The 18470-nt window shown below is 70.0% G+C and carries 21 protein-coding genes and 1 tRNA gene; 15 read left to right on the top strand and 7 right to left on the bottom strand.

What is annotated here, in order from left to right:
* Positions 1–106: 106 nt before the first annotated feature.
* A complete protein-coding gene (locus ACFVR6_RS04170; protein WP_386959127.1) occupies positions 107–682 on the bottom strand; it encodes a vitamin K epoxide reductase family protein in 576 nt (191 codons plus the stop codon).
* Between the two features lie 291 nt (positions 683–973).
* On the opposite strand from ACFVR6_RS04170, the gene ACFVR6_RS04165 reads away from it, so the two are divergent.
* Positions 974–3433, top strand: coding sequence for an Rne/Rng family ribonuclease (locus ACFVR6_RS04165; protein ID WP_386959125.1), 2460 nt, complete (start codon positions 974–976; stop codon positions 3431–3433).
* A gap of 7 nt (positions 3434–3440) precedes the next feature.
* Here ACFVR6_RS04165 and ACFVR6_RS04160 read toward each other — a convergent pair whose 3' ends face one another.
* Positions 3441–3707 (bottom strand): DUF4031 domain-containing protein, encoded by a 267-nt coding sequence (locus ACFVR6_RS04160; protein ID WP_386959123.1) that lies wholly within the window; start codon positions 3705–3707, stop codon positions 3441–3443.
* A 226-nt stretch (positions 3708–3933) separates the two neighbouring features.
* Here ACFVR6_RS04160 and rplU point away from each other — a divergent pair, with 226 nt between their 5' ends.
* The 9 genes from rplU (at position 3934) to rsfS (ending at position 10548) form a co-directional block, all read left to right on the top strand.
* On the top strand, positions 3934–4242 hold the full coding sequence (rplU, locus tag ACFVR6_RS04155) for a 50S ribosomal protein L21 (protein ID WP_191717568.1): 309 nt from the start codon (positions 3934–3936) through the stop codon (positions 4240–4242).
* A gap of 18 nt (positions 4243–4260) precedes the next feature.
* A complete protein-coding gene (gene rpmA, locus ACFVR6_RS04150; protein WP_191717567.1) occupies positions 4261–4518 on the top strand; it encodes a 50S ribosomal protein L27 in 258 nt (85 codons plus the stop codon).
* An 83-nt stretch (positions 4519–4601) separates the two neighbouring features.
* Positions 4602–6116: a GTPase ObgE gene (obgE, locus tag ACFVR6_RS04145; protein ID WP_386959121.1), complete on the top strand. Its 1515-nt coding sequence runs from the start codon at positions 4602–4604 to the stop codon at positions 6114–6116.
* Entirely contained in the window at positions 6113–6949 is an 837-nt protein-coding gene (proB, locus tag ACFVR6_RS04140; protein ID WP_386959119.1) for a glutamate 5-kinase, read from the top strand. Before obgE ends, proB begins: the two co-directional genes overlap by 4 nt.
* Positions 6950–6958: 9 nt before the next feature.
* Complete coding sequence (locus ACFVR6_RS04135) at positions 6959–8227, top strand: glutamate-5-semialdehyde dehydrogenase (protein ID WP_386959117.1); 1269 nt, start codon at positions 6959–6961, stop codon at positions 8225–8227.
* Positions 8228–8276: 49 nt separating this feature from the next.
* Entirely contained in the window at positions 8277–8501 is a 225-nt protein-coding gene (locus ACFVR6_RS04130) for a hypothetical protein (protein WP_386959116.1), read from the top strand.
* A 9-nt stretch (positions 8502–8510) separates the two neighbouring features.
* Positions 8511–9107, top strand: coding sequence for a nicotinate-nucleotide adenylyltransferase (gene nadD / locus ACFVR6_RS04125; RefSeq protein WP_386959114.1), 597 nt, complete (start codon positions 8511–8513; stop codon positions 9105–9107).
* Positions 9104–10174 (top strand): hypothetical protein, encoded by a 1071-nt coding sequence (locus ACFVR6_RS04120; protein ID WP_386959113.1) that lies wholly within the window; start codon positions 9104–9106, stop codon positions 10172–10174. The genes nadD and ACFVR6_RS04120 overlap by 4 nt, the downstream gene beginning before the upstream one ends.
* The gene (rsfS, locus tag ACFVR6_RS04115; RefSeq protein WP_386959111.1) at positions 10171–10548 is read left to right on the top strand and encodes a ribosome silencing factor; all 378 of its coding nucleotides are present in this window, start codon (positions 10171–10173) and stop codon (positions 10546–10548) included. The genes ACFVR6_RS04120 and rsfS overlap by 4 nt, the downstream gene beginning before the upstream one ends.
* 3 nt (positions 10549–10551) lie before the next feature.
* On the opposite strand, the gene ACFVR6_RS04110 is transcribed toward rsfS, so the two are convergent.
* A complete protein-coding gene (locus tag ACFVR6_RS04110) occupies positions 10552–10977 on the bottom strand; it encodes a VOC family protein (protein ID WP_386959109.1) in 426 nt (141 codons plus the stop codon).
* A gap of 124 nt (positions 10978–11101) precedes the next feature.
* Here ACFVR6_RS04110 and ACFVR6_RS04105 point away from each other — a divergent pair.
* Both ACFVR6_RS04105 and ACFVR6_RS04100 read left to right on the top strand, forming a co-directional pair.
* A tRNA-Ala gene (locus tag ACFVR6_RS04105) sits at positions 11102–11177 on the top strand.
* A 148-nt stretch (positions 11178–11325) separates the two neighbouring features.
* Positions 11326–12078: a MerR family transcriptional regulator gene (locus ACFVR6_RS04100; RefSeq protein WP_386959108.1), complete on the top strand. Its 753-nt coding sequence runs from the start codon at positions 11326–11328 to the stop codon at positions 12076–12078.
* 60 nt (positions 12079–12138) lie between these two features.
* Here the strand turns inward: ACFVR6_RS04100 and ACFVR6_RS04095 are convergent, their stop codons facing one another.
* The gene (locus ACFVR6_RS04095; RefSeq protein ID WP_386959106.1) at positions 12139–12714 is read right to left on the bottom strand and encodes a TetR/AcrR family transcriptional regulator; all 576 of its coding nucleotides are present in this window, start codon (positions 12712–12714) and stop codon (positions 12139–12141) included.
* Between the two features lie 43 nt (positions 12715–12757).
* On the opposite strand from ACFVR6_RS04095, the gene ACFVR6_RS04090 reads away from it, so the two are divergent.
* Positions 12758–13918, top strand: coding sequence for an MFS transporter (locus ACFVR6_RS04090; RefSeq protein ID WP_386959104.1), 1161 nt, complete (start codon positions 12758–12760; stop codon positions 13916–13918).
* A gap of 14 nt (positions 13919–13932) precedes the next feature.
* On the opposite strand, the gene ACFVR6_RS04085 is transcribed toward ACFVR6_RS04090, so the two are convergent.
* Entirely contained in the window at positions 13933–14694 is a 762-nt protein-coding gene (locus ACFVR6_RS04085; RefSeq protein WP_386959103.1) for a ZIP family metal transporter, read from the bottom strand.
* 57 nt (positions 14695–14751) lie between these two features.
* Between ACFVR6_RS04085 and ACFVR6_RS04080 the strand changes: the two genes are divergently transcribed.
* Complete coding sequence (locus tag ACFVR6_RS04080; protein ID WP_386959101.1) at positions 14752–15366, top strand: GyrI-like domain-containing protein; 615 nt, start codon at positions 14752–14754, stop codon at positions 15364–15366.
* 51 nt (positions 15367–15417) lie between these two features.
* Positions 15418–16629 carry a glycoside hydrolase family 3 N-terminal domain-containing protein gene (locus ACFVR6_RS04075; protein ID WP_386959099.1) on the top strand — a complete coding sequence of 404 codons (1212 nt, stop codon included), beginning with the start codon at positions 15418–15420 and terminating at the stop codon, positions 16627–16629.
* On the opposite strand, the gene ACFVR6_RS04070 is transcribed toward ACFVR6_RS04075, so the two are convergent.
* Both ACFVR6_RS04070 and ACFVR6_RS04065 read right to left on the bottom strand, forming a co-directional pair.
* Positions 16614–17504, bottom strand: coding sequence for a 3-methyladenine DNA glycosylase (locus ACFVR6_RS04070; RefSeq protein ID WP_386959097.1), 891 nt, complete (start codon positions 17502–17504; stop codon positions 16614–16616). The genes ACFVR6_RS04075 and ACFVR6_RS04070 overlap by 16 nt on opposite strands.
* A 206-nt stretch (positions 17505–17710) precedes the next feature.
* Positions 17711–18427 carry an SOS response-associated peptidase gene (locus ACFVR6_RS04065; protein WP_386959095.1) on the bottom strand — a complete coding sequence of 239 codons (717 nt, stop codon included), beginning with the start codon at positions 18425–18427 and terminating at the stop codon, positions 17711–17713.
* Between the last annotated feature and the right edge of the window lie 43 nt (positions 18428–18470).

Below are 18470 nucleotides of genomic sequence, written 5' to 3'. Positions count from 1 at the left end.
TATTCGTCGTCCCGAGTGAGTATTCGTCGCGAGTACTCACTCGGCGACGCGAATGCTCACTCGCGGGTACGAATGCTCACTCGGCGGCAGCGGGGACGGGCGGGGGTCAGAGCTGGCCGAGCCAGTTCAGGTTCAGCTGGGCGACCAGGGCGATCGCGGCGTAGGTGACGAAGGTCGCCAGCGGCACCCACGGACCCAGGCGACGGGCCCACCGGATGCCGGAGACGCGCAGTGCCTGCACTGTCACGGCGTAGAACGTCGGGATGGTGACCGCCCAGGTGACCATGCACCACGGGCACAGCGTGCCGAGCGCGAAGACGCTCTGCCCGATGAGCCACAGCACGAAGCCGAACGCGAGTGCCGTGCCGGCCCAGAAGCACCACCAGAACCAGCGCGCGAACCGCGCCCCGGCAAGGATCGCCATGCCTACGACGATGGGCGCGGCCCATCCCGTCAACCCGAGAATCGGGTTGGGGAATCCGAAGACGCTGCCCTGAGCGGATTCCAGATTCGCCGTGCACTGCACCAGCAGGCTGAAGTCGCAGGCCGCCGTCGCATCGGGATCGGCCAGCAGGTGGAAGCGCTCCATGGTGAGCGAGAACGCCGCCCACCAGCCGATGACGCCGGCGATGACGAGCCAGACAGCGAGGACGGTCGGTCGGTCGGAGCGGCTTTCGGGCATCCCCGGATTATGCCATTGCGGCCGCAGGATCACGCTGCGCAGCGACCTCCCACCAACCCGAAAACACAGAACGCGCCGGAAGTGCGATAATGGTGGCTGATGCACCCGCGGCCGCGCCGCGACCGCATCGCCGAAGACTTCGGGCGATGAACGCCCAGCGCAGCCCGCCGATGAGCCGGCTGCAGACCCAGTGAGAGTTCGCGAGCCGCACCGTCACAGCGAGATGACGGCGGCACCGCACGAGATTTCGCCGGGCGACGCGCGGTGTCGCCCGCAAGGAGTACGCCGGTGATGTCCGATGAGACCCGCACAGATCCCCTTTCCGAAGATGGCGCCCTGACGCCCGAGCAGCTCGACCTCGCGTCGCTGTCTCAGACGCCGGATGCCGCCGTCGAGGCGCCGACCGAGACAGCGGATGCCGCTGCGGAGTCCGAGCCCGCCACCGAGGCCACGGAGCCGGCGGCTGAGCCGGTAGAGGCTGCCGCGGATGCCGAGCCCGACGCTCCCGCCGAAACCGCGGGCGCGTCCGACGCGGACACCGCGGCATCCGAGCACGAGGCGCAGGAGCAGACCGGGGACAAGTCCGACGACGAGCCCAAGGGACCCGTGACCGCGGTGAGCCTGGGCCTGCTGCCCGAGAACTTCGTGTCGGCCGTGTCGACGCAGCTGCACTTCTACGCGCCGCCGGTGCTTCCGGCGCCCGCGCGCAGCGGCCGCCCGCCGCTCGACGACGCGGACGACCGAGACCGCGACCGCAACGACCGTGACCGCAACGACCGCGACCGCGACCGCGACCGCAACGATCGTCCCGACCGCAGCGACCGCGAACAGCCCGGCAGCTCCACAGCGCGCCGCCGTGGTCGCCGTCGTGGCGGTGACGACTTCGACGACGCACCCCCCGCTGCCGCCCCGCGCCAGCGCGCCGTGGAGCTCATCACCGAGCCGCAGCGCATCAAGGGCTCCACCCGCCTCGAGGCGAAGAAGCAGCGCCGTCGTGACGGCCGTGAAGCCGGTCGCCGTCGCACCGTCGTGACTGAGGCCGAGTTCCTCGCCCGCCGCGAGTCGGTGGACCGCGAGATGATCGTGCGCTCCAAGAACGGCCGCGTGCAGATCGCCGTGCTCGAGGACAACGTGCTCGTGGAGCACTACGTCGCCCGCAGCCAGGACGCGTCGCTGATCGGCAACGTCTACCTCGGTCGCGTGCAGAACGTCCTCCCCAGCATGGAGGCCGCCTTCGTCGACATCGGCCGCGGCCGCAACGCCGTGCTGTACTCCGGCGAGGTCGACTGGGATGCCGTCGAGACCGGCAACCAGCCGCGTCGTATCGAGCTGGCGCTGAAGTCGGGCGACCGCGTGCTCGTCCAGGTCACCAAGGACCCGGTCGGTCACAAGGGCGCACGCCTGACGAGCCAGATCTCGCTCCCCGGCCGCTACCTCGTGTACGTGCCGGGCGGTGCCATGAACGGCATCTCGCGCAAGCTCCCCGACACCGAGCGCGCCCGCCTCAAGCGCATCCTCAAGGAGGTGCTGCCCGAGTCCAGCGGTGTCATCGTGCGCACCGCCGCCGAGGGTGCCACCGAGGACCAGCTGACCCGCGATGTGCAGCGCCTCACCAACCAGTGGGAGCACATCAGCAAGCAGGTCGAGACGGTCGGCGCCCCCGCGCTGCTGCACTCCGAGCCCGACCTGCTCGTCAAGATCGTCCGTGACGTCTTCAACGAGGACTTCACGCGCATGCTCATCCAGGGCGAAGACGCGTACGAGACCATCACCAGCTACCTCGCCGGTGTCGCCCCGGACCTGCTCGACCGCGTGCAGGCGTTCGAAGGCGACCACGACCCGTTCGATGAGTTCCGTGTCACGGAGCAGATCGAGAAGGCGCTGGACCGCAAGGTGTGGCTGCCTTCGGGTGGCTCCCTCGTGATCGACCGCACCGAGGCGATGACGGTCATCGACGTCAACACCGGCAAGTTCGTCGGCTCCGGCGGCAATCTCGAGGAGACCGTCACCAAGAACAACCTCGAGGCGGCCGAGGAGATCGTGCGTCAGCTGCGCCTGCGCGACATCGGCGGCATCATCGTCGTCGACTTCATCGACATGGTGCTCGAGACCAACCGCGACCTGGTGCTGCGGCGCCTGGTCGAATGCCTGAGCCGCGACCGCACGAAGCACCAGGTGGCCGAGGTCACCTCGCTCGGCCTCGTGCAGATGACCCGCAAGAAGCTGGGTCTCGGCCTGCTCGAGACCTTCAGCGAGGCCTGCGACGTCTGCGCCGGTCGCGGTGTCGTCGTGCACCACGACCCGGTCGTCAAGCACCGTGGCAACGGTGGCAATGGCGGTAACGGTGGCAACCAGAACGCGCGCCGCCCCCGCCAGGCTCCGCCCGCTCCCGCCCCTACCGGCGGCACGCACGTGATCACCGAGGGCGTCAAGTCGGCTCTCGCGCAGATCGCGGCATCCACGATCCACCCGGCCCAGGGTGAGGCGGCGGCAGAGGCCGAGGCTGCGCCCGAGGTGTCGGTCGTGCTGCCCCCGGCTCCCGAGCGGGCCGAGCGCAGCGAGCGTCCGAAGAAGGCGCGCAAGAAGCGCACCGAGTCGGCCGCTCCGAAGACCGAGAAGGATCTGCTGCTGGATTCGGTCCTGCAGGCCCTTCCCGAGCCGAAGGCCCCCGGCCAGGGGCGTGGACGCCGACGCGTGTCCACCGCCGCTCTCACGGGCACTCCGGTGCCCCACGTGACCGACGGGGAGTAGCCCGCACCTAGCGTCGGTCGCGTGCGCGTACGCGCAGCCCCGACGCGATCAGCCTGCGCACCAGCTCGTGGCCGTCGACGTGAACAGCGCCGGCGGCCACGAGGCGTGTGTGCGCCTCTTCAGGGACGTCGTAATGATCGAGGTCGAAACCGCGACGCGGGATGCCGTTGGCGGCCGCGAACGCGTGGAGCTCCTCCAGCGCGGTGTCGCTGATCAGATGGGCCCACAGCCTGCCGTGCGCCGGCCAGCGCGGGTCGTCGATCAGGATCGCCATCCAACCGATCCTAGGGCTTCGCCGCGACACGCACCCTGGAGCTTTTGGCATGTGGCCCGGCATCGGCTAAACTCAACCTTTGGTGCGACGCGTTTCCCCATCTTCGGGCGGAGCGCGAACGCCGGTGGCTGTTCAGCGATCGGCAGGGCACCCAGACTTATCTTTCCCAGAGCGAGTCTCGCAAGACAATCGGAGCCTCGCGCTCCCAGACGAAAACAGGTGTGAAGTGGTTTACGCAGTTGTGCGCGCCGGTGGCCGCCAGGAGAAGGTCGAGGTCGGCACGATCGTCGTTCTCGACCGTCAGCAGACGAAGGTCGGCGAGACCCTCGAGCTGCCCGCGGTGCTGCTCGTCGACGGCGACGCCGTCACGACCGACGCCGACAAGCTCGCGAAGGTCACCGTGACTGCCGAGGTCCTCGGTGAGCTGCGCGGCCCCAAGATCGTGATCCAGAAGTTCAAGAACAAGACCGGCTACAAGAAGCGCCAGGGGCACCGTCAGGACCTCACGCGCGTCAAGGTCACCGGCATCAAGTAAGCCGAGGGAGACGCAGAGATGGCACATAAAAAGGGCGCAAGCTCCACCCGTAACGGTCGCGACTCCAACGCCCAGCGACTGGGCGTGAAGCGCTTCGGTGGCCAGGAGGTCAACGCCGGCGAGATCATCGTCCGCCAGCGTGGCACCCACTTCCACCCCGGCGCCAACGTCGGCCGCGGCAAGGACGACACCCTGTTCGCCCTCGCCGCCGGCGCGGTCGAGTTCGGCTCGAAGGGCCGCCGCAAGGTGGTCAACATCGTCGCCGCCGCGGAGTGACCGCGGTATCGCACTGAATTCTCGGCGAGGGGCGGGCTTCGGCTCGCCCCTCGCTTTTTTCTCCGACAGCTGAGGAGCAGCTCATGGTGACCTTCGTGGATCGAGTGACGTTGCATCTGCGCGCCGGAAAGGGCGGCAACGGCTGCGTGTCGGTACGCCGCGAGAAGTTCAAGCCGCTCGCCGGCCCCGACGGCGGCAACGGCGGCAACGGTGGCGACATCGTCCTCGTCGCCGACCCGCAGGAGACGACCCTGCTGTCGTACCACCACTCGCCGCACCGCACCGCCGGCAACGGCGGCTTCGGCATGGGCGACCACCGCTCCGGCGCGAACGGCGAGTCGCTCGAGCTTCCGGTGCCGGTCGGCACGGTCGTGAAGGATGCCGAGGGGCAGACGCTCGTCGACATGGTCGAGCCCGGCACACGCGTCGTGGTGGCTCCCGGCGGACAGGGCGGCCTCGGCAACGCGTCGCTCGCGAACCCCAAGCGCAAGGCCCCGGGCTTCGCACTGCTGGGCACTCCCGGCTGGGAAGGCGACATCCAGCTCGAACTCAAGACCGTCGCCGATGTGGCGCTGGTCGGGTTCCCCTCCGCCGGCAAGTCGAGCCTGATCGCCGCGGTCTCCGCCGCGCGTCCCAAGATCGCCGACTACCCGTTCACGACCTTGCACCCGAACCTGGGCGTCGTGCAGGCCGGCGATGTGCGCTTCACCGTCGCCGACGTGCCGGGGCTCATCGAGGGCGCGAGCGAGGGCAAGGGTCTCGGACTCGAGTTCCTCCGCCACGTCGAGCGCTGCACGGCGCTCGTGCACGTGCTGGACTGCGCGACGCTCGAGCCGGGCCGCGATCCGCTCACCGACCTCGACGTCATCCTCGCCGAGCTCGCCGCGTACCCGGTGCCCGAGGGCCAGACGCCGCTGCTCGAACGCCCGCAGCTGGTCGCCCTCAACAAGATCGACGTCCCCGAGGCGAAGGACCTCGCCGACCTCGTGCGCCCCGACCTCGAGGCACGTGGCTTCCGCGTGTTCGAGATCTCCACCGTCAGCCACGAGGGCCTGCGCCAGCTCACCTTCGCGTTGGGCGAGGTCGTCTCCGAGCACCGCGCCCACCAGGCCGCCACTTCCGCCCCCGAGCGCATCGTCATCCGCCCGAAGGGGTCGCAGAAGGACTTCGAGATCCGCGTCGAAGGCGGCACGTACGGCAACTTGTACCGCATCCTCGGCGACAAGCCGGTGCGCTGGGTGCAGCAGACCGACTTCCAGAACGAGGAGGCCGTCGGCTTCCTGGCCGATCGCCTCGAGAAGCTCGGCGTCGAAGACGGCCTGTTCAAGGCCGGCGCGACGGCGGGTTCGACCGTCGTCATCGGCGAGGGCGACGGTGTCGTGTTCGACTGGCACCCCACGATGAGCTCCGCAGCGGAGCTCATGACCGCCCCCCGCGGCACCGACCCGCGTCTGGACCTCAACCCGCGGCGCACCACGTCGCAGCGGCGCGAGCGCTATCACGACCGCATGGATGCCAAGGCGCAGGCCCGCGCGGATCTCGAGGCCGAACGCATCGCCGAGCGCAGCTCGGAGCGTGACGAGGAGAGCGCTCGGTGACAGCGGGGGATCGCGCCGCCGTTCGCTCGGCCCGGCGCCTGGTCGTCAAGGTCGGGTCGTCGTCGATCAGCGGCGAGAACGCCGGCAAGATCCAGGCGATCGTCGAGGCCCTGGCGGCGGCGCATGCCCGCGGCGTGGAGGTGGTGCTGGTGTCCTCCGGCGCCATCGCCACCGGCATGCCGTTCCTCGAGCTCGATGAGCGTCCGAGCGACCTCGCGACCCAGCAGGCCGCGGCCGCCGTGGGGCAGAACATCCTCATCTACCGCTATCAGGAGGCGCTGCGGGTCTTCCGTGTCGTGGCCGGCCAGGTGCTGCTGACCGCGGGCGATCTGGAGAACCCCACTCACCGCTCCAACGCGCGCCGCGCCATGGAGCGGCTGCTGGGCCTTCGCATCCTGCCGATCGTCAACGAGAACGACACCGTCGCCACGCACGAGATCCGCTTCGGCGACAACGACCGGCTCGCCGCCCTCGTCGCCCGGCTCATCGGCGCGGACGCGCTGGTGCTGCTCAGCGATATCGAGTGCCTGTACACCCGCCCGCCGTCGGAGCCGGGCGCTGAGCCCATTTCCCACGTCGCGTTCGACGACGATCTGTCCGGGTACGAATTCGGGTCGGTCGTGGTCAACAGCGTCGGCACCGGGGGAGCGGCCACGAAGGTCTCCGCCGCCCGCCTCGCCGCGGCATCCGGGGTGGGAGTACTCGTCACCAGTGCCGATCTCGTCGGCGATGCCCTCGCGGGCGCAGCCATCGGAACCTGGTTCGAGCCGAACCCGGCCGGGGTCGCGCCCGTGACCGGCGCCGTCGAGACGAGCCCCGCGGGCCACGGCTAAACTGGCCGGATGACCCCCCTGACCGCGACGGCGACGACCGCGCGCGAGCGGATGCAGCGCGCCAAGGACGCCGCCCGCAGCATCGCGCTCCTCAGTGACGCCGACAAGGCCGCCGCCCTCCACGCGGTCGCCGACGCGATCGACGGTGCCGTCGACGACATCGTCGCCGCGAACGCCGAAGACCTCGAACGCGGCCGCGCGAACGGCATGTCCGCAGGGCTGCAGGACCGGCTCCGACTGGATGCCACGCGCATCGCCGGCCTCTCCGCCGCCGTGCGCGACGTCGCCGCGTTGCCCGACCCGGTCGGTCGTGTGCTCGACGAGCGGGAGCTGCCGACCGGCGTGCGGCTGCAGAAGGTGTCGGTGCCGTTCGGTGTGGTCGGTGCGATCTACGAGGCGCGCCCCAACGTCACGGTCGACATCGCCGCGCTCGCGCTGCGCTCCGGCAACGCCGTGGTGCTGCGCGGCGGGAGCGCCGCCGAGAAGTCGAACGCGGCGCTCGTCGGCGTCATCCGCGCAGCCCTCGCCGACCGCGACCTCGACCCCGAGGCCGTGCAGACCGTGGACGACTTCGGTCGCGACGGCGCCCGCGAACTGATGCAGGCGCGCGGGCTGGTCGATGTGCTGGTACCGCGGGGGAGCGCGCAGCTGATCGAGACGGTCGTCACCGAGTCGCTCGTGCCGGTGATCGAGACCGGCGCGGGTGTCGTGCACATCGTGCTGGACTCCACCGCGCCGTTGGACTGGGCGCGCGACATCGTCGTCAACGCCAAGGTGCAGCGCCCGAGCGTGTGCAACGCCGTCGAGACGGTGCTGGTGCTCGCCGACGCCGCGCCGCGGCTGATCCCGCCGGTCGTCTCCGCGCTGCAAGCCCAGGGCGTCACCGTGCACGGCGACGACACCACCCGCATCCTCGCCGACGGCGTGGTCGCCGTGACCGACGACGAGTACGCCGTCGAGCACATGAGCCTCGACCTCTCGATGCGCGTGGTCGACGATCTCGACGAGGCGCTGGCCCACATCCGGCGCTACTCCACCGGCCACACCGAGTCGATCATCACCGAAGACGCACAGCGCGCCGAGCGCTTCCTCGCCGAGGTGGACTCGGCCGTCGTCATGGCCAACGCCTCCACCCGCTTCACCGACGGCGGCGAGTTCGGCTTCGGCGCCGAGGTCGGCATCTCCACCCAGAAACTCCACGCGCGCGGGCCGATGGGCCTATCGGAGCTGACCAGCACCAAGTGGCTTGCCCGTGGCGCCGGGCAGATCCGCCACTGACCGCCTAAGCTGGATATCGCGCACCACACGCAACTCGAACGGAGCCCGCATGACTTTCGCCACGATCACCGCTCTCGCCGCGGCGGAGACCGAACACCACGTCGGTCTCCTCGACACCATCGGCTACGGCATCGTCGCACTCGTTGTGTTCACGGCGCTGGGACTGGTGACGCTGTCGTACCGCAACGTCGCCAACCGTCACGCCCCCAAAGCGGAGGCCTACGCGCGCACCCACGCCGACGAACTCACGCAGGCGGGGCACGGGCACCACTAGGCCGGCGGTATGAGTTCTCCGCGGGCACCGCGCATCGGAGTGATGGGCGGAACGTTCGATCCGATCCATCACGGCCACCTGGTGGCGGCCAGTGAAGTCGCCCAGTCGCTCGATCTCGACGAAGTCGTGTTCGTGCCGACGGGCCAACCCTGGCAGAAGCATGACGTGTCGGCCGCGGAGCACCGGTACCTGATGACCGTGATCGCCACGGCATCCAACCCGCGGTTCACCGTCAGCCGCGTCGACATCGATCGCGGCGGGCCGACGTACACGACCGACACGCTGCGGGACTTGCGGGCGCAGCGGCCGGATGCGGAGTTCTTCTTCATCACCGGCGCGGATGCCATCGCGCAGATCTTCACCTGGCGTGATCACGATGAGCTTTGGCGGCTGGCGCACTTCGTGGCGGTGTCCCGCCCCGGCCACGTGCTGAACATCGATGACCTCCCACCCGAGGGAGTGAGTCAGTTGGAAGTCCCCGCGTTGGCGATCTCGTCCACCGACTGCCGCAGCCGCGTACATCGTGGTTATCCGGTGTGGTATCTGGTTCCCGACGGTGTCGTCCAATACATTGCGAAGCATCACCTCTATCGGAGCATGGCATGAGCACACCCGAGCAGCCCACTCCGCCGCTGACGCGCAAGCAAATGCGTGACCTGCGCAACACCGCGGCGAACCCGATCATCACCCCCGGCGACACCCCTGACGAGACCCCGGCCCCGCCGCCTGTCGTGGCCGCACCGCTGCCGCGCCCTGCCGCGCCCGCCGAGGTGCCTCCCGCGCCCGCCTCCGACGCGAGTGTCGACCTGGGCGCGAGTCCACTGACCCGCCGCCAGGCACGCCAGCAGGAGCGCATCCGCACGGCGTCCGTGCCCGTCATCACCGCCGACGTCATGGCCGCACACGCCGCCGAGACGGCCGAGCGCGAGAATTCCCCCTTCGCCCCGCCCGCGGAGCAGGCCGCGCCCGCCGAGGAAGCCGCGCCCGCCGAAGCGACGCAGGACGTGGACGCCGAGCCCACCGTGACGGAGTCCGTCGAAGCCGCGGACGACACCGCCGAACAGGCCGTCCAGCAGGACGACGAGGTCGACCCGGAGCCCGTGGCCGCCGACGCCGCCGAGGAGCCCGCGGCTGCCCCGGCCGATGAGGCAGCCGACGTCGAAGAAGAGCGTCCCGTCGTCAACAGCGCGCTTGGCGCCGAGCTGCTCGCCGGCGACGTCATGTCCGCGGAACTTCCCGCGTCTTTCGACCACATCCTTGCCCGCAGCAGCGGCAACGGATCACTGACCGCGTCCAACGCGCTCATCCTCTCGCAGACGCCGTCATCGGGGCCGCTCGTCGGTCCCGTCACGGCCACGGGGGAGGTGCTCATCACGGGCACCTTCGCCCTGCCCGAGGGTCTCGGCTCCAACGGGCACGCGCCCGGTGTGGCCGACGGCAAGGACGTCGACGCAGCACTCATCGATGGTGAGCTGCCGCCGGCATCCTCGCCCACGCCGATCGCGGCCAGTGCCGCGGTCAGCACCTCGAAGGCGGCCGGGGAGATCATCCAGCCGCCCGCGCCGGAGAAGGGCGGGCGCCTCATGATGGCGCTGGCCATCACTGCCGGCGCACTCGCACTCACGCTCGTGGGTGTGCTCATTCTTGCTGTCACCACGGGGGTGTTCTCATGACCGCCAGTGCGCAGTCACGTGAAATGGTTCAGATCGCTGCGCAGGCAGCCGATGCAACGGGAGGCGACGACATCGTCGCCCTGGACGTATCGGAGCCGTTGCCGCTGGTCGATGCGTTCCTGATCGTCACCGGACACGGCGAACGCAACGTCGCCGCGATCGCCGACCGCATCGAGGAGAAGCTGCTCGAAGCGGGGCACAAGCGTCTGCGCCGCGAAGGCCGCGACCAGGCGCGCTGGGTGCTGCTGGACTTCGGCGACCTCGTGGCTCACGTCTTCCACGAGGAAGACCGCATGTTCTACGGTCTCGAGCGGCTGTGGAAAGACTGCCCGGTCATCCCGGTCGAGCTCGCCACGCCCGCGAACGCCGACTGAGCCTCACTGCAGGCAGAACTCATTGCCCTCGGGATCGCGCAGCTGGTAGTACAGCTCGGCCCAGGGGCCCCAGGACTGCTCCACGAGGCGCACCACCTCGGCGCCGAGCGCGACCAGCCGATCCTTCTCGGCGTCGAGCTGTTCGCGCGTCGGCCTGCCTTCGGGCACGGTCGACACATCGAGGTGCAGTCGGTTGCGTCCCGACTTCGCGCCGTCGGCGTGATGGAAGAACAACCTCGGACCAATCCCCGCGGGGTCTTCTGCCAGGGCTCGCGTGGCGAGATCGGCCTCGGTGAGCCCCGCGTCCAGCAACTCACGTCGCAGCGGATCCTCCCATTCCAGAGCCGGGTACCCGAAGACGCCGGACCAGAAATGGGCCAGCGACCTCGGGTCGTCCGCGTAGAGGGTGATGTTGCCCAGCGTCGCCATGTCGCGCCTCCACAGGTCTGGGATATGGCTCTCACTGTACGGACACGCCCGGACATCGCGGTCGATTCGATTCACCCGCCCGTCGTGTTGTAGGCTTAATGAGTTGCCCCGCGGGGCAGCGTAAGGGCCTGTGGCGCAGCTGGTAGCGCACCTGCATGGCATGCAGGGGGTCAGGGGTTCGAGTCCCCTCAGGTCCACCAAAACCTCCGGTCACCCCGGAGGTTTTCGTGTTTTTCGGGGCGATGTCGTCGGCCTCCCGCGAGCTGCCACCGCAGCGCGGGCATACGCCGTGTGGGTACGGTGTTGGTGACGAGCAGCACACGACCGCCAGCCCGAGAGGAGCCCGTGATGCCCTGGAGCACGAGCGAACTCGGCTACCTCGCCGGCACGACCGTGAACACGATCCGCCATTACCACCGCCTCGGGCTTCTCTCAGAGCCACAGCGTCGCTACAACGGGTACAAGCAGTACGACGTGCAGCACCTGGTGCGTCTGCTGCGCATCAGGCGCCTCGTGGGACTCGGCGTGCCGCTGTCGCAGATCGATGAGGTCACCGATGAGGCGCAAGACGCGTCGGAGGCGCTGCGGGAGATCGACGCGGAGCTCCAAACGACGATCGAGCGCCTCCAGCGGGCGCGCGCGGACATCGCCGTGATCCTCCGCGAGGACGTGCCCGCCGACACCCCCGCCGGATTCGAGGCGGTGGCCTCGCGACTGTCGGAGACGGACCGTTCGCTCGTGCACCTGTACGGGCAGCTCCTTGACGATGAGGCCATGGCGGATGTCCGCAGAATGGTGGAGGACGACCCGGGAGATCTCAGCGCGGAGTTGGAGCGGCTGGAGCCCGATGCGGATGAGCAGACGCGGCAGGATCTGGTCGAGCGGTATGCCGTCACACTCGCGCAGAACATCGCCGACTACCCGTGGCTCGACCCGTCGATGCCGCAGGTCGCGCGGAACAAGTCCGCGGCTGCCGAGGCGCTGACCGAAGCCATCTCGGCGCTGTTCAATCCTGCGCAGCAGGATGTGCTCATCCGCGCCACGCTGCTCGCGTACGAGCGGCTCCACAGCTCACAGACGGGCTCAACGGCAACGGGTTGACCGTGCTGGACAGCCGCCCGTGCCCGGATCGCGGTGCGAGCCGTGAAACCGCACCCGACATCACGAGGTCGCGGATGCCTGCGACGCGATCAGTGCCCGGGCGATCTCACGAGCGGTGTCCGTGGTCTGCGCGGGGGAGCGCAGCCGCATTGCGAGGTCACCCGTGATCACCAGCAACAGCTGCTCAGCCAGCTCATCCGCGCGGGCGCCGTCGACCTCGGCGGCATACTCCGCCAGGCGTGCCCGGAGCGTCTCTGACTCCGTGCGCAGCGCCCTCGCGAGCTCTGGCGGTGCATCGGCGTACTCCGCGGCTGAGCCGAGGAATGCGCACCAGCGGGATCCCGCAGGTCGAGCGCGGAAGGCGTCGAGGGCGTCGAACACGGCCAGCAACCTGCCCTCTGCCGTGTCGTGCGTCGCGACTGCCTCGTCCCAGGTCTTCAGCCACGCCCGGTGGCGGCGGTCGAGCGCTGCCGCGAGCAGCGACTCCTTGCTCGTGAAACCCCGGTACAGCGTGGCAGCAGATACACCGGCCCGGCGGAGCACCGCGTCGATCGGGGTCGCCGCGATCCCGTGGCTGAAGAACAGCTCGTCGGCGGCATCCAGCAACCGCTCTTCCGTATTCGCGCGCAGAGCCATGACTGCACTCTAGAGTGAAAAAGTGAAACGCTCGTTTTCATCTATGGATGCCACACGTCTGCTGCTGATCGCTGCCGGCACGGGCCTGATCGCCGCTACCTACGGGCTCGTGCGTTTCGCCTACGGCCTCTACCTGGTGGAAGTGCAGGACGCGCTCGGGATGGGCGTCTCGGTGGCCGGGTTCATCTCGAGCGGTGCGTCGGTCGTGTACTGCCTGGGCGCCCTCGTCGGTCTGTTCGCCGCGACCCGTCATCCACGGACCCTTGTGATCGCGGCAGGGCTCAGCGCCGCCGCCAGCGCGATCGGCATGGCGGGCGCACCCGACGTGCCGGCGTTCGCCGTGTTCGCCGTCGCCGGCTCCGCCGGTGCAGGGCTGGCGTCGCCCGCTCTCGTGGCCCTGCTGCAGCGCAGCGCCACGACGGCGGACGACCCACGTGCGCAGACGATCGTCAACGCGGGGACGGGTCCCGGGCTCGTCGCCGCGGGCCTGCTGGCGCTCTGGCTGCTACCGGACTGGCGGCTCGCGTGGGCCGTCGCCGGCGCGTTCACCCTCGGGGTCACGGCGCTGGTCCTCGTGGCGGATCGGCGCGGGGGCACGCGAGGCGATGCTCCCGCACCCGTGTCATTCCCTCCCGGTTCCTGGTTCGCCGCCCACTGGAGATTGCTCCTGGCCGCGCTGCTGCTCGGGGTCGGGTCGGCTGCGGTCTGGACCTACGCGCGCACGCTGCTGGTGGCATCCGGCACTCCGCCCGTACTCACGGTGGTCGCCTGGACGGCGCTGGGTGCCGGGGGCATCGCCGTCATGGCGACAGCCCGGTGGACCGGTCACCTCGGCCCGCGACGGGCCTGGACCACGGCGGTACTGACCGTGGCCGTCGCGACCTCGGTGCTGACGGTCGCACCGAACTCCGTGCCACTCGTCCTCGCTGCCTGCGCCGTCTTCGGGTGGGGCTATGTCGCCGGTAGTGGCGCGCTCATCGGCTGGACGGCGCAGATCGATGCCGAACGGGCCGCTGCGGGGACCGCGCTGCTGTTCATCACACTGGTGCTGGGGCAGGCGGTGGGCGCGGCCGTGATCGGCGCGCTCATCCCGTGGACCGACTACACCGTCGCCTTCCTCGTCGCCGCCGCCCTGACCGCCGCCGGGGCGCTCGTGCCCGCGCTCGGTCGCGGGGCGCGTGCGGCCCGACCTGCAAGCGCCTGACGTCCGAGCAGGCCTCAGCCACCGACCAGATGCAGCAGGAAGGCGCCGAGAAACCCCAGCGTCGCCCACAGGCCCGTGAGCATCTGCTGCTTTTCGAACGCCTCGGGGATCATCGTGTTGCAGATCATCGCCAGCAGCGCACCGGCGGCGGTCGCCGTCGTCAGCGCGACGGCGAACGGCGATGCCGCTTGGAACGCCAGGTAGCCCACGACAGACGCGACGATGGTGGCGAGCGCAATCCCGCCCCACAGCAGCCCCACGGCGCCCGCCGTCGCTCCGCCGCGCTTGAGTTCGGCCGTGGACCCGAGCCCTTCGGGGAAGTTGCTGATGGCCACGGCCGCCACGATGGGGATGCTGATGCCGCCGTGCACGACCGAGAGACCCATGACGATGGACTCCGGGATGCCGTCGATGAGCGCGCCGATCGCGATCGCCGCGCCGGGACCGCCGGCGAGCCGGGCGGAGCTGCGGCGGGCGACCACGTTGGCCGGCCGGTGCTCGGCGGGCTGCGGCGGGCGGGAGACGAGCCAGTCGGCGATGCTGTAGACGATGGCGCCGGCGATGAAGCCGATCGACGTGGGCACCGGGCCGCCGTCATCGGCCGCTTCGAGCACCAGTTCGAATGCCAGGGTCGCGATGAGCACCCCCGCCCCGAGCGCCAGGATGCCGGCGGTGACGCGCTGCGGAATCCGCACGAACCAGGCGACAGCGGCCCCGATCAGCAGGGTGCCGCCGCCGATGAGTCCGCTCAATGCGGCCAGCCCCACCCCGGTCATGTCGTCACCGTAGTCCCCGGAGGCACCGCTGTCGTGCGTTCATGCCACCATCGCGGGATGAAGACCGACTTCAAGAAGACGATGGATGTGTACCGGGCGCCGGCCGGGTCGTTCCGCGTCGTCGATGTGCCGCCGATGCAGTACCTCGCGGTGGAGGGGCAGGGTGACCCGAACACGTCGCAGGCCTTCTCGGATGCCATCGCGACGCTGTATCCCGTGGGCTACAAGCTCAAGTTCGCCAGCAAGCAGCAGCTGGACCGCGACTACGTCGTCATGCCACTGGAGGCGCAGTGGTGGGCCGATGACATGGCCGAGTTCACGAGCCGTCGCAACAAGGCGGCGTGGCGATGGACCGCGCTGATGATGGTGCCCGAGTGGATCACCAGGGAGATGTTCGATTCCGCGGTGGCGAAGGTCGCCGACGGCGAGCCACCCGCCGCTCTCGCCCAGCTGCGCCTCGAGACGATCACGGAGGGTCGCTGCGTGCAGACCCTGCACGTCGGCTCGTTCGACGACGAAGCCGGGGTGCTCGAGCGCATGCACGACGAGTTCATCCCCGACGCCGGGCTGCAGATGACCGGGAAGCATCACGAGATCTACCTCAGCGACTTCCGCAAGGTCGAGCCCGCCAGACTGCGCACCATCCTCCGCCAGCCCGTCCTTCCGGCCTGAGCGTCGCCTTCCTCCCACGAAGGCGTCAGGACCCGCACGTACACTGGCCCGGTGCGCCGTACCGTCCGACTCCTGGGGATCACCGCATGCATTGCGGTCCTCGGGATCGCGACACCGGCGGTCGCGCACGGTGCGACCGCCGGGGAAGCGGCATCCGCGTCCTCGTCGGGGTCGGGCTCCGGTGTCGTCGTGACGCCGGCGGACGAGGCGGCCCTCATCACCCAGGCCGAGCGTCTCGTCGAGGCGATGTCGACCCGCGAGCGTGCGGCATCCGTCGTCATGGGACACATCCCCACGGCCGATCCGGCAACATTGCACGACTACATGGCCGCCGACGGGCTCGGCGGGTTCATTCTCATGGGAGCCAACGTGCCCGGTGACGAGTCCGCGTTGCGGCAGATCACCGACGCGCTGACCATCGACCCGGGGCTCCCGCCACTGATCGGCATCGACGAGGAGGGCGCCGACGTGACCCGGCTGCCCTGGGACGACTTCGCCGGCGCGGTGACACTGAAGAACGAACCCGCGACGGCGACCGCCGATGCCTTCGCAGGGCGGGGCGCTCTGCTGCAGCGGGGCGGCGCGACGGTGAACTTCGGCGTCGTCGCCGACGTGCCTTCCGACCCGGACAGCTTCATCTTCCGCCGGGCCCTCGGCACGAGTCCTGATGCCGCGGCGGAGCGGGTGAGAGCGGCGGTGGAGGGTGAGGCCTCGGCCGTCGCCAGCACTCTCAAGCACTTCCCGGGTCACGGCGCGGCGCCGGGAGACTCGCATCACATGCTCCCGACCACCGACCTGTCGCTGACACAGTGGGAGCAGGCGGATGCCGTGCCCTTCCGCGCCGGGATCGACGCCGGTGCGGAGGTGCTGATGTTCGGCCACCTCGTCTTCACGGCGGTCGATGCGGCACCGGCGACGCTGTCGACCGAATGGCACCGCATCGCACGCGAGGACCTCGGCTTCGAGGGCGTCGCGATCACCGACGACCTGGGGATGCTGCAGAACACCGGCGACCCCCGGTACGCCGATCCCGTCGCCAACGCCGTCGCCGCGGTCGCCGCGGGCAACGACATGGTGATGTCGGTGATGCTGTCGGACGCGGGCATGGCCGGACGGATCGTCGACGGCATCACCGCGGCAGCGGACTCGGGCGCGCTGCCCGCGGAGCGTCTGGCGGAGGCGGCGACGCGGGTCACCCAGCTGCGGCTGCAGCAGGTGCCGGGCGCGCTGCTGCCGTGCCCGGAGTGTCAGCCCGTCGGCTGATCAGGCCGCCACGCGTCGAGGATCGCGTGGCGCAGGGCGTTGGCGCGCTCGGCGAAGCCGCGCTGGTGACGCACATACTCCGCTTTGCCCTCCGGGGTTTCGATGGGCACGGGCGCGACGCCCCAGTCGGCGAGGTCGTAGGGGGAGGCGGCCATGTCGAGTGCGCGGATGTCCCGTGCCAGTTCGAAGGCGTCCAGCATCAGCTCACCGGGCACGATCGGCCCGAGCTTCATCGCCCATTTGTAGACGTCCATCCCGGCGTGCAGGCACCCGGGCTGCTCGCGCATCGGCTGATCGGCGCGCGTGGGGGTGAAACGGTTGCGCGGCACGGCATCCTTGGTGAAGAAGCGGAACGCGTCGATGTGGGTGCAGCGCAGATCGTGCGCCTCGACGACGTCGTCAGTGCCGCGCTGACCCAGCCGCAGCGGCACCGCGTGACGGGGCTGGGGCGCGCGGTAGACCATCGCCCATTCGTGCAGGCCGAAGCAGCCGAACTGGCCGGGCCGCGCGGCGGTCAGGCGCAGCATCCGCTCGCACAGCGTGAGCAGGTCCGACTTGGCCTCGGTGAATCCCGCCACGTCGACCCGCAGACTGCCGGGGGCGGCGCCGGCGGTGTACCAGCTCCAGGCCGCGCGCGGCGTGGCCGCTGCATCGGCGAGTTCGACGCCGGCGCCCGGATGCCATCGGCGCAGCAACGCGGGCTTGTAGGAGTAGTACGTGTAGAGGAAGTCGTCGACCGGGTGGGTCTGACCGCGCGCGGCGCGTTCCCGGCGCCCCGCGGTGAGTCCGTCCGCGCGGGCGTGGTGCGCGTCTTCGCGCTCCTGCCACTCGGCACGGCTCAGCGCCGTGACGGTGCGTGAGGCGAGCGCGGTCATCCCTCGAGCCTACGCGCGTCGTGACGAGACGCGGATGCCGCGCTATCTCGGTCGCGGCATCCGTCGCCTGGATGCGGAGATCTGCCCGGATGCGGGCGGCTACCGCCCATTCGTCCGCATCTCGGCAGATCCCCTCGTCTCAGCAGCAGCGAAGACGTCCCGCGCAGGGGCGGGGTCGGGTGATGGATGCCGGGGGTGCCGCTCGACTACGCGGCGGGCTCGATGAGCTCGGGGGAGTCGTTGCGCACGTTGCCGACCGCGGACGACACGACATGGTCCTCCAGCGTGTCGCCCAGGGCGGGCGCCGCGTCGATCGCGGCATCCAACAGGTCGCGCACATTGTGGTCGTCGGTGTCGGTGTCCAGCCATGCGTCGGCGAAGTCGCCGTCGATGAACAGGGGCATGCGGTCGTGGATCGAGCCCAGGTGACCGATGGAGTCGCGCGTGAGGATGGTGAAGCTCAGCAGCCACCGCTCCGGGTCATCGTCGGCCTTGGCCGGATCCTTCCACCACTCGTAGAGCCCGGCGAAGAACATCGGCTCGTCGTCGGCGGGATGGATGTAGTGCGGCACCTTGCCGCCGTCGACCTGCTTCCACTCGTAGTAGCCGGATGCCGGAACCACGGCGCGGCGCTTGATGAGGGCATTGCGGAACATCGGCTTGTCCTCGAGCTCCTCGGCCCGGGCGTTGAACGCACGCGAGCCGATGCTCGGGTCCTTCGCCCAGCCGGGGACGAGCCCCCACCGTGCCGATTCGAGGCGACGGGTCGCAGGCTCGGTCTTGGCGGAGTCCAGCACGATGGCCGCTCGCGCGGTGGGCGCGATGTTGTACGAGGGCGGAGGCAGCACATCGCCCTGCACGTCGACGCGCAGGACGCCGACCAGTTCGGATGCCACATTGGCGACGACGAAGCGACCACACATGAGTGCAAGCGTACGCGGCGGCACCGACACCGGCCGCGAGGTG

Origin of the sequence: Microbacterium sp. NPDC058021, from assembly GCF_042885955.1 — a bacterium.
GTDB lineage: Bacteria > Actinomycetota > Actinomycetes > Actinomycetales > Microbacteriaceae > Microbacterium.
Note: the sequence above shows the minus strand (reverse complement) of the source record. Positions and strands in the feature narration are given on the sequence as shown.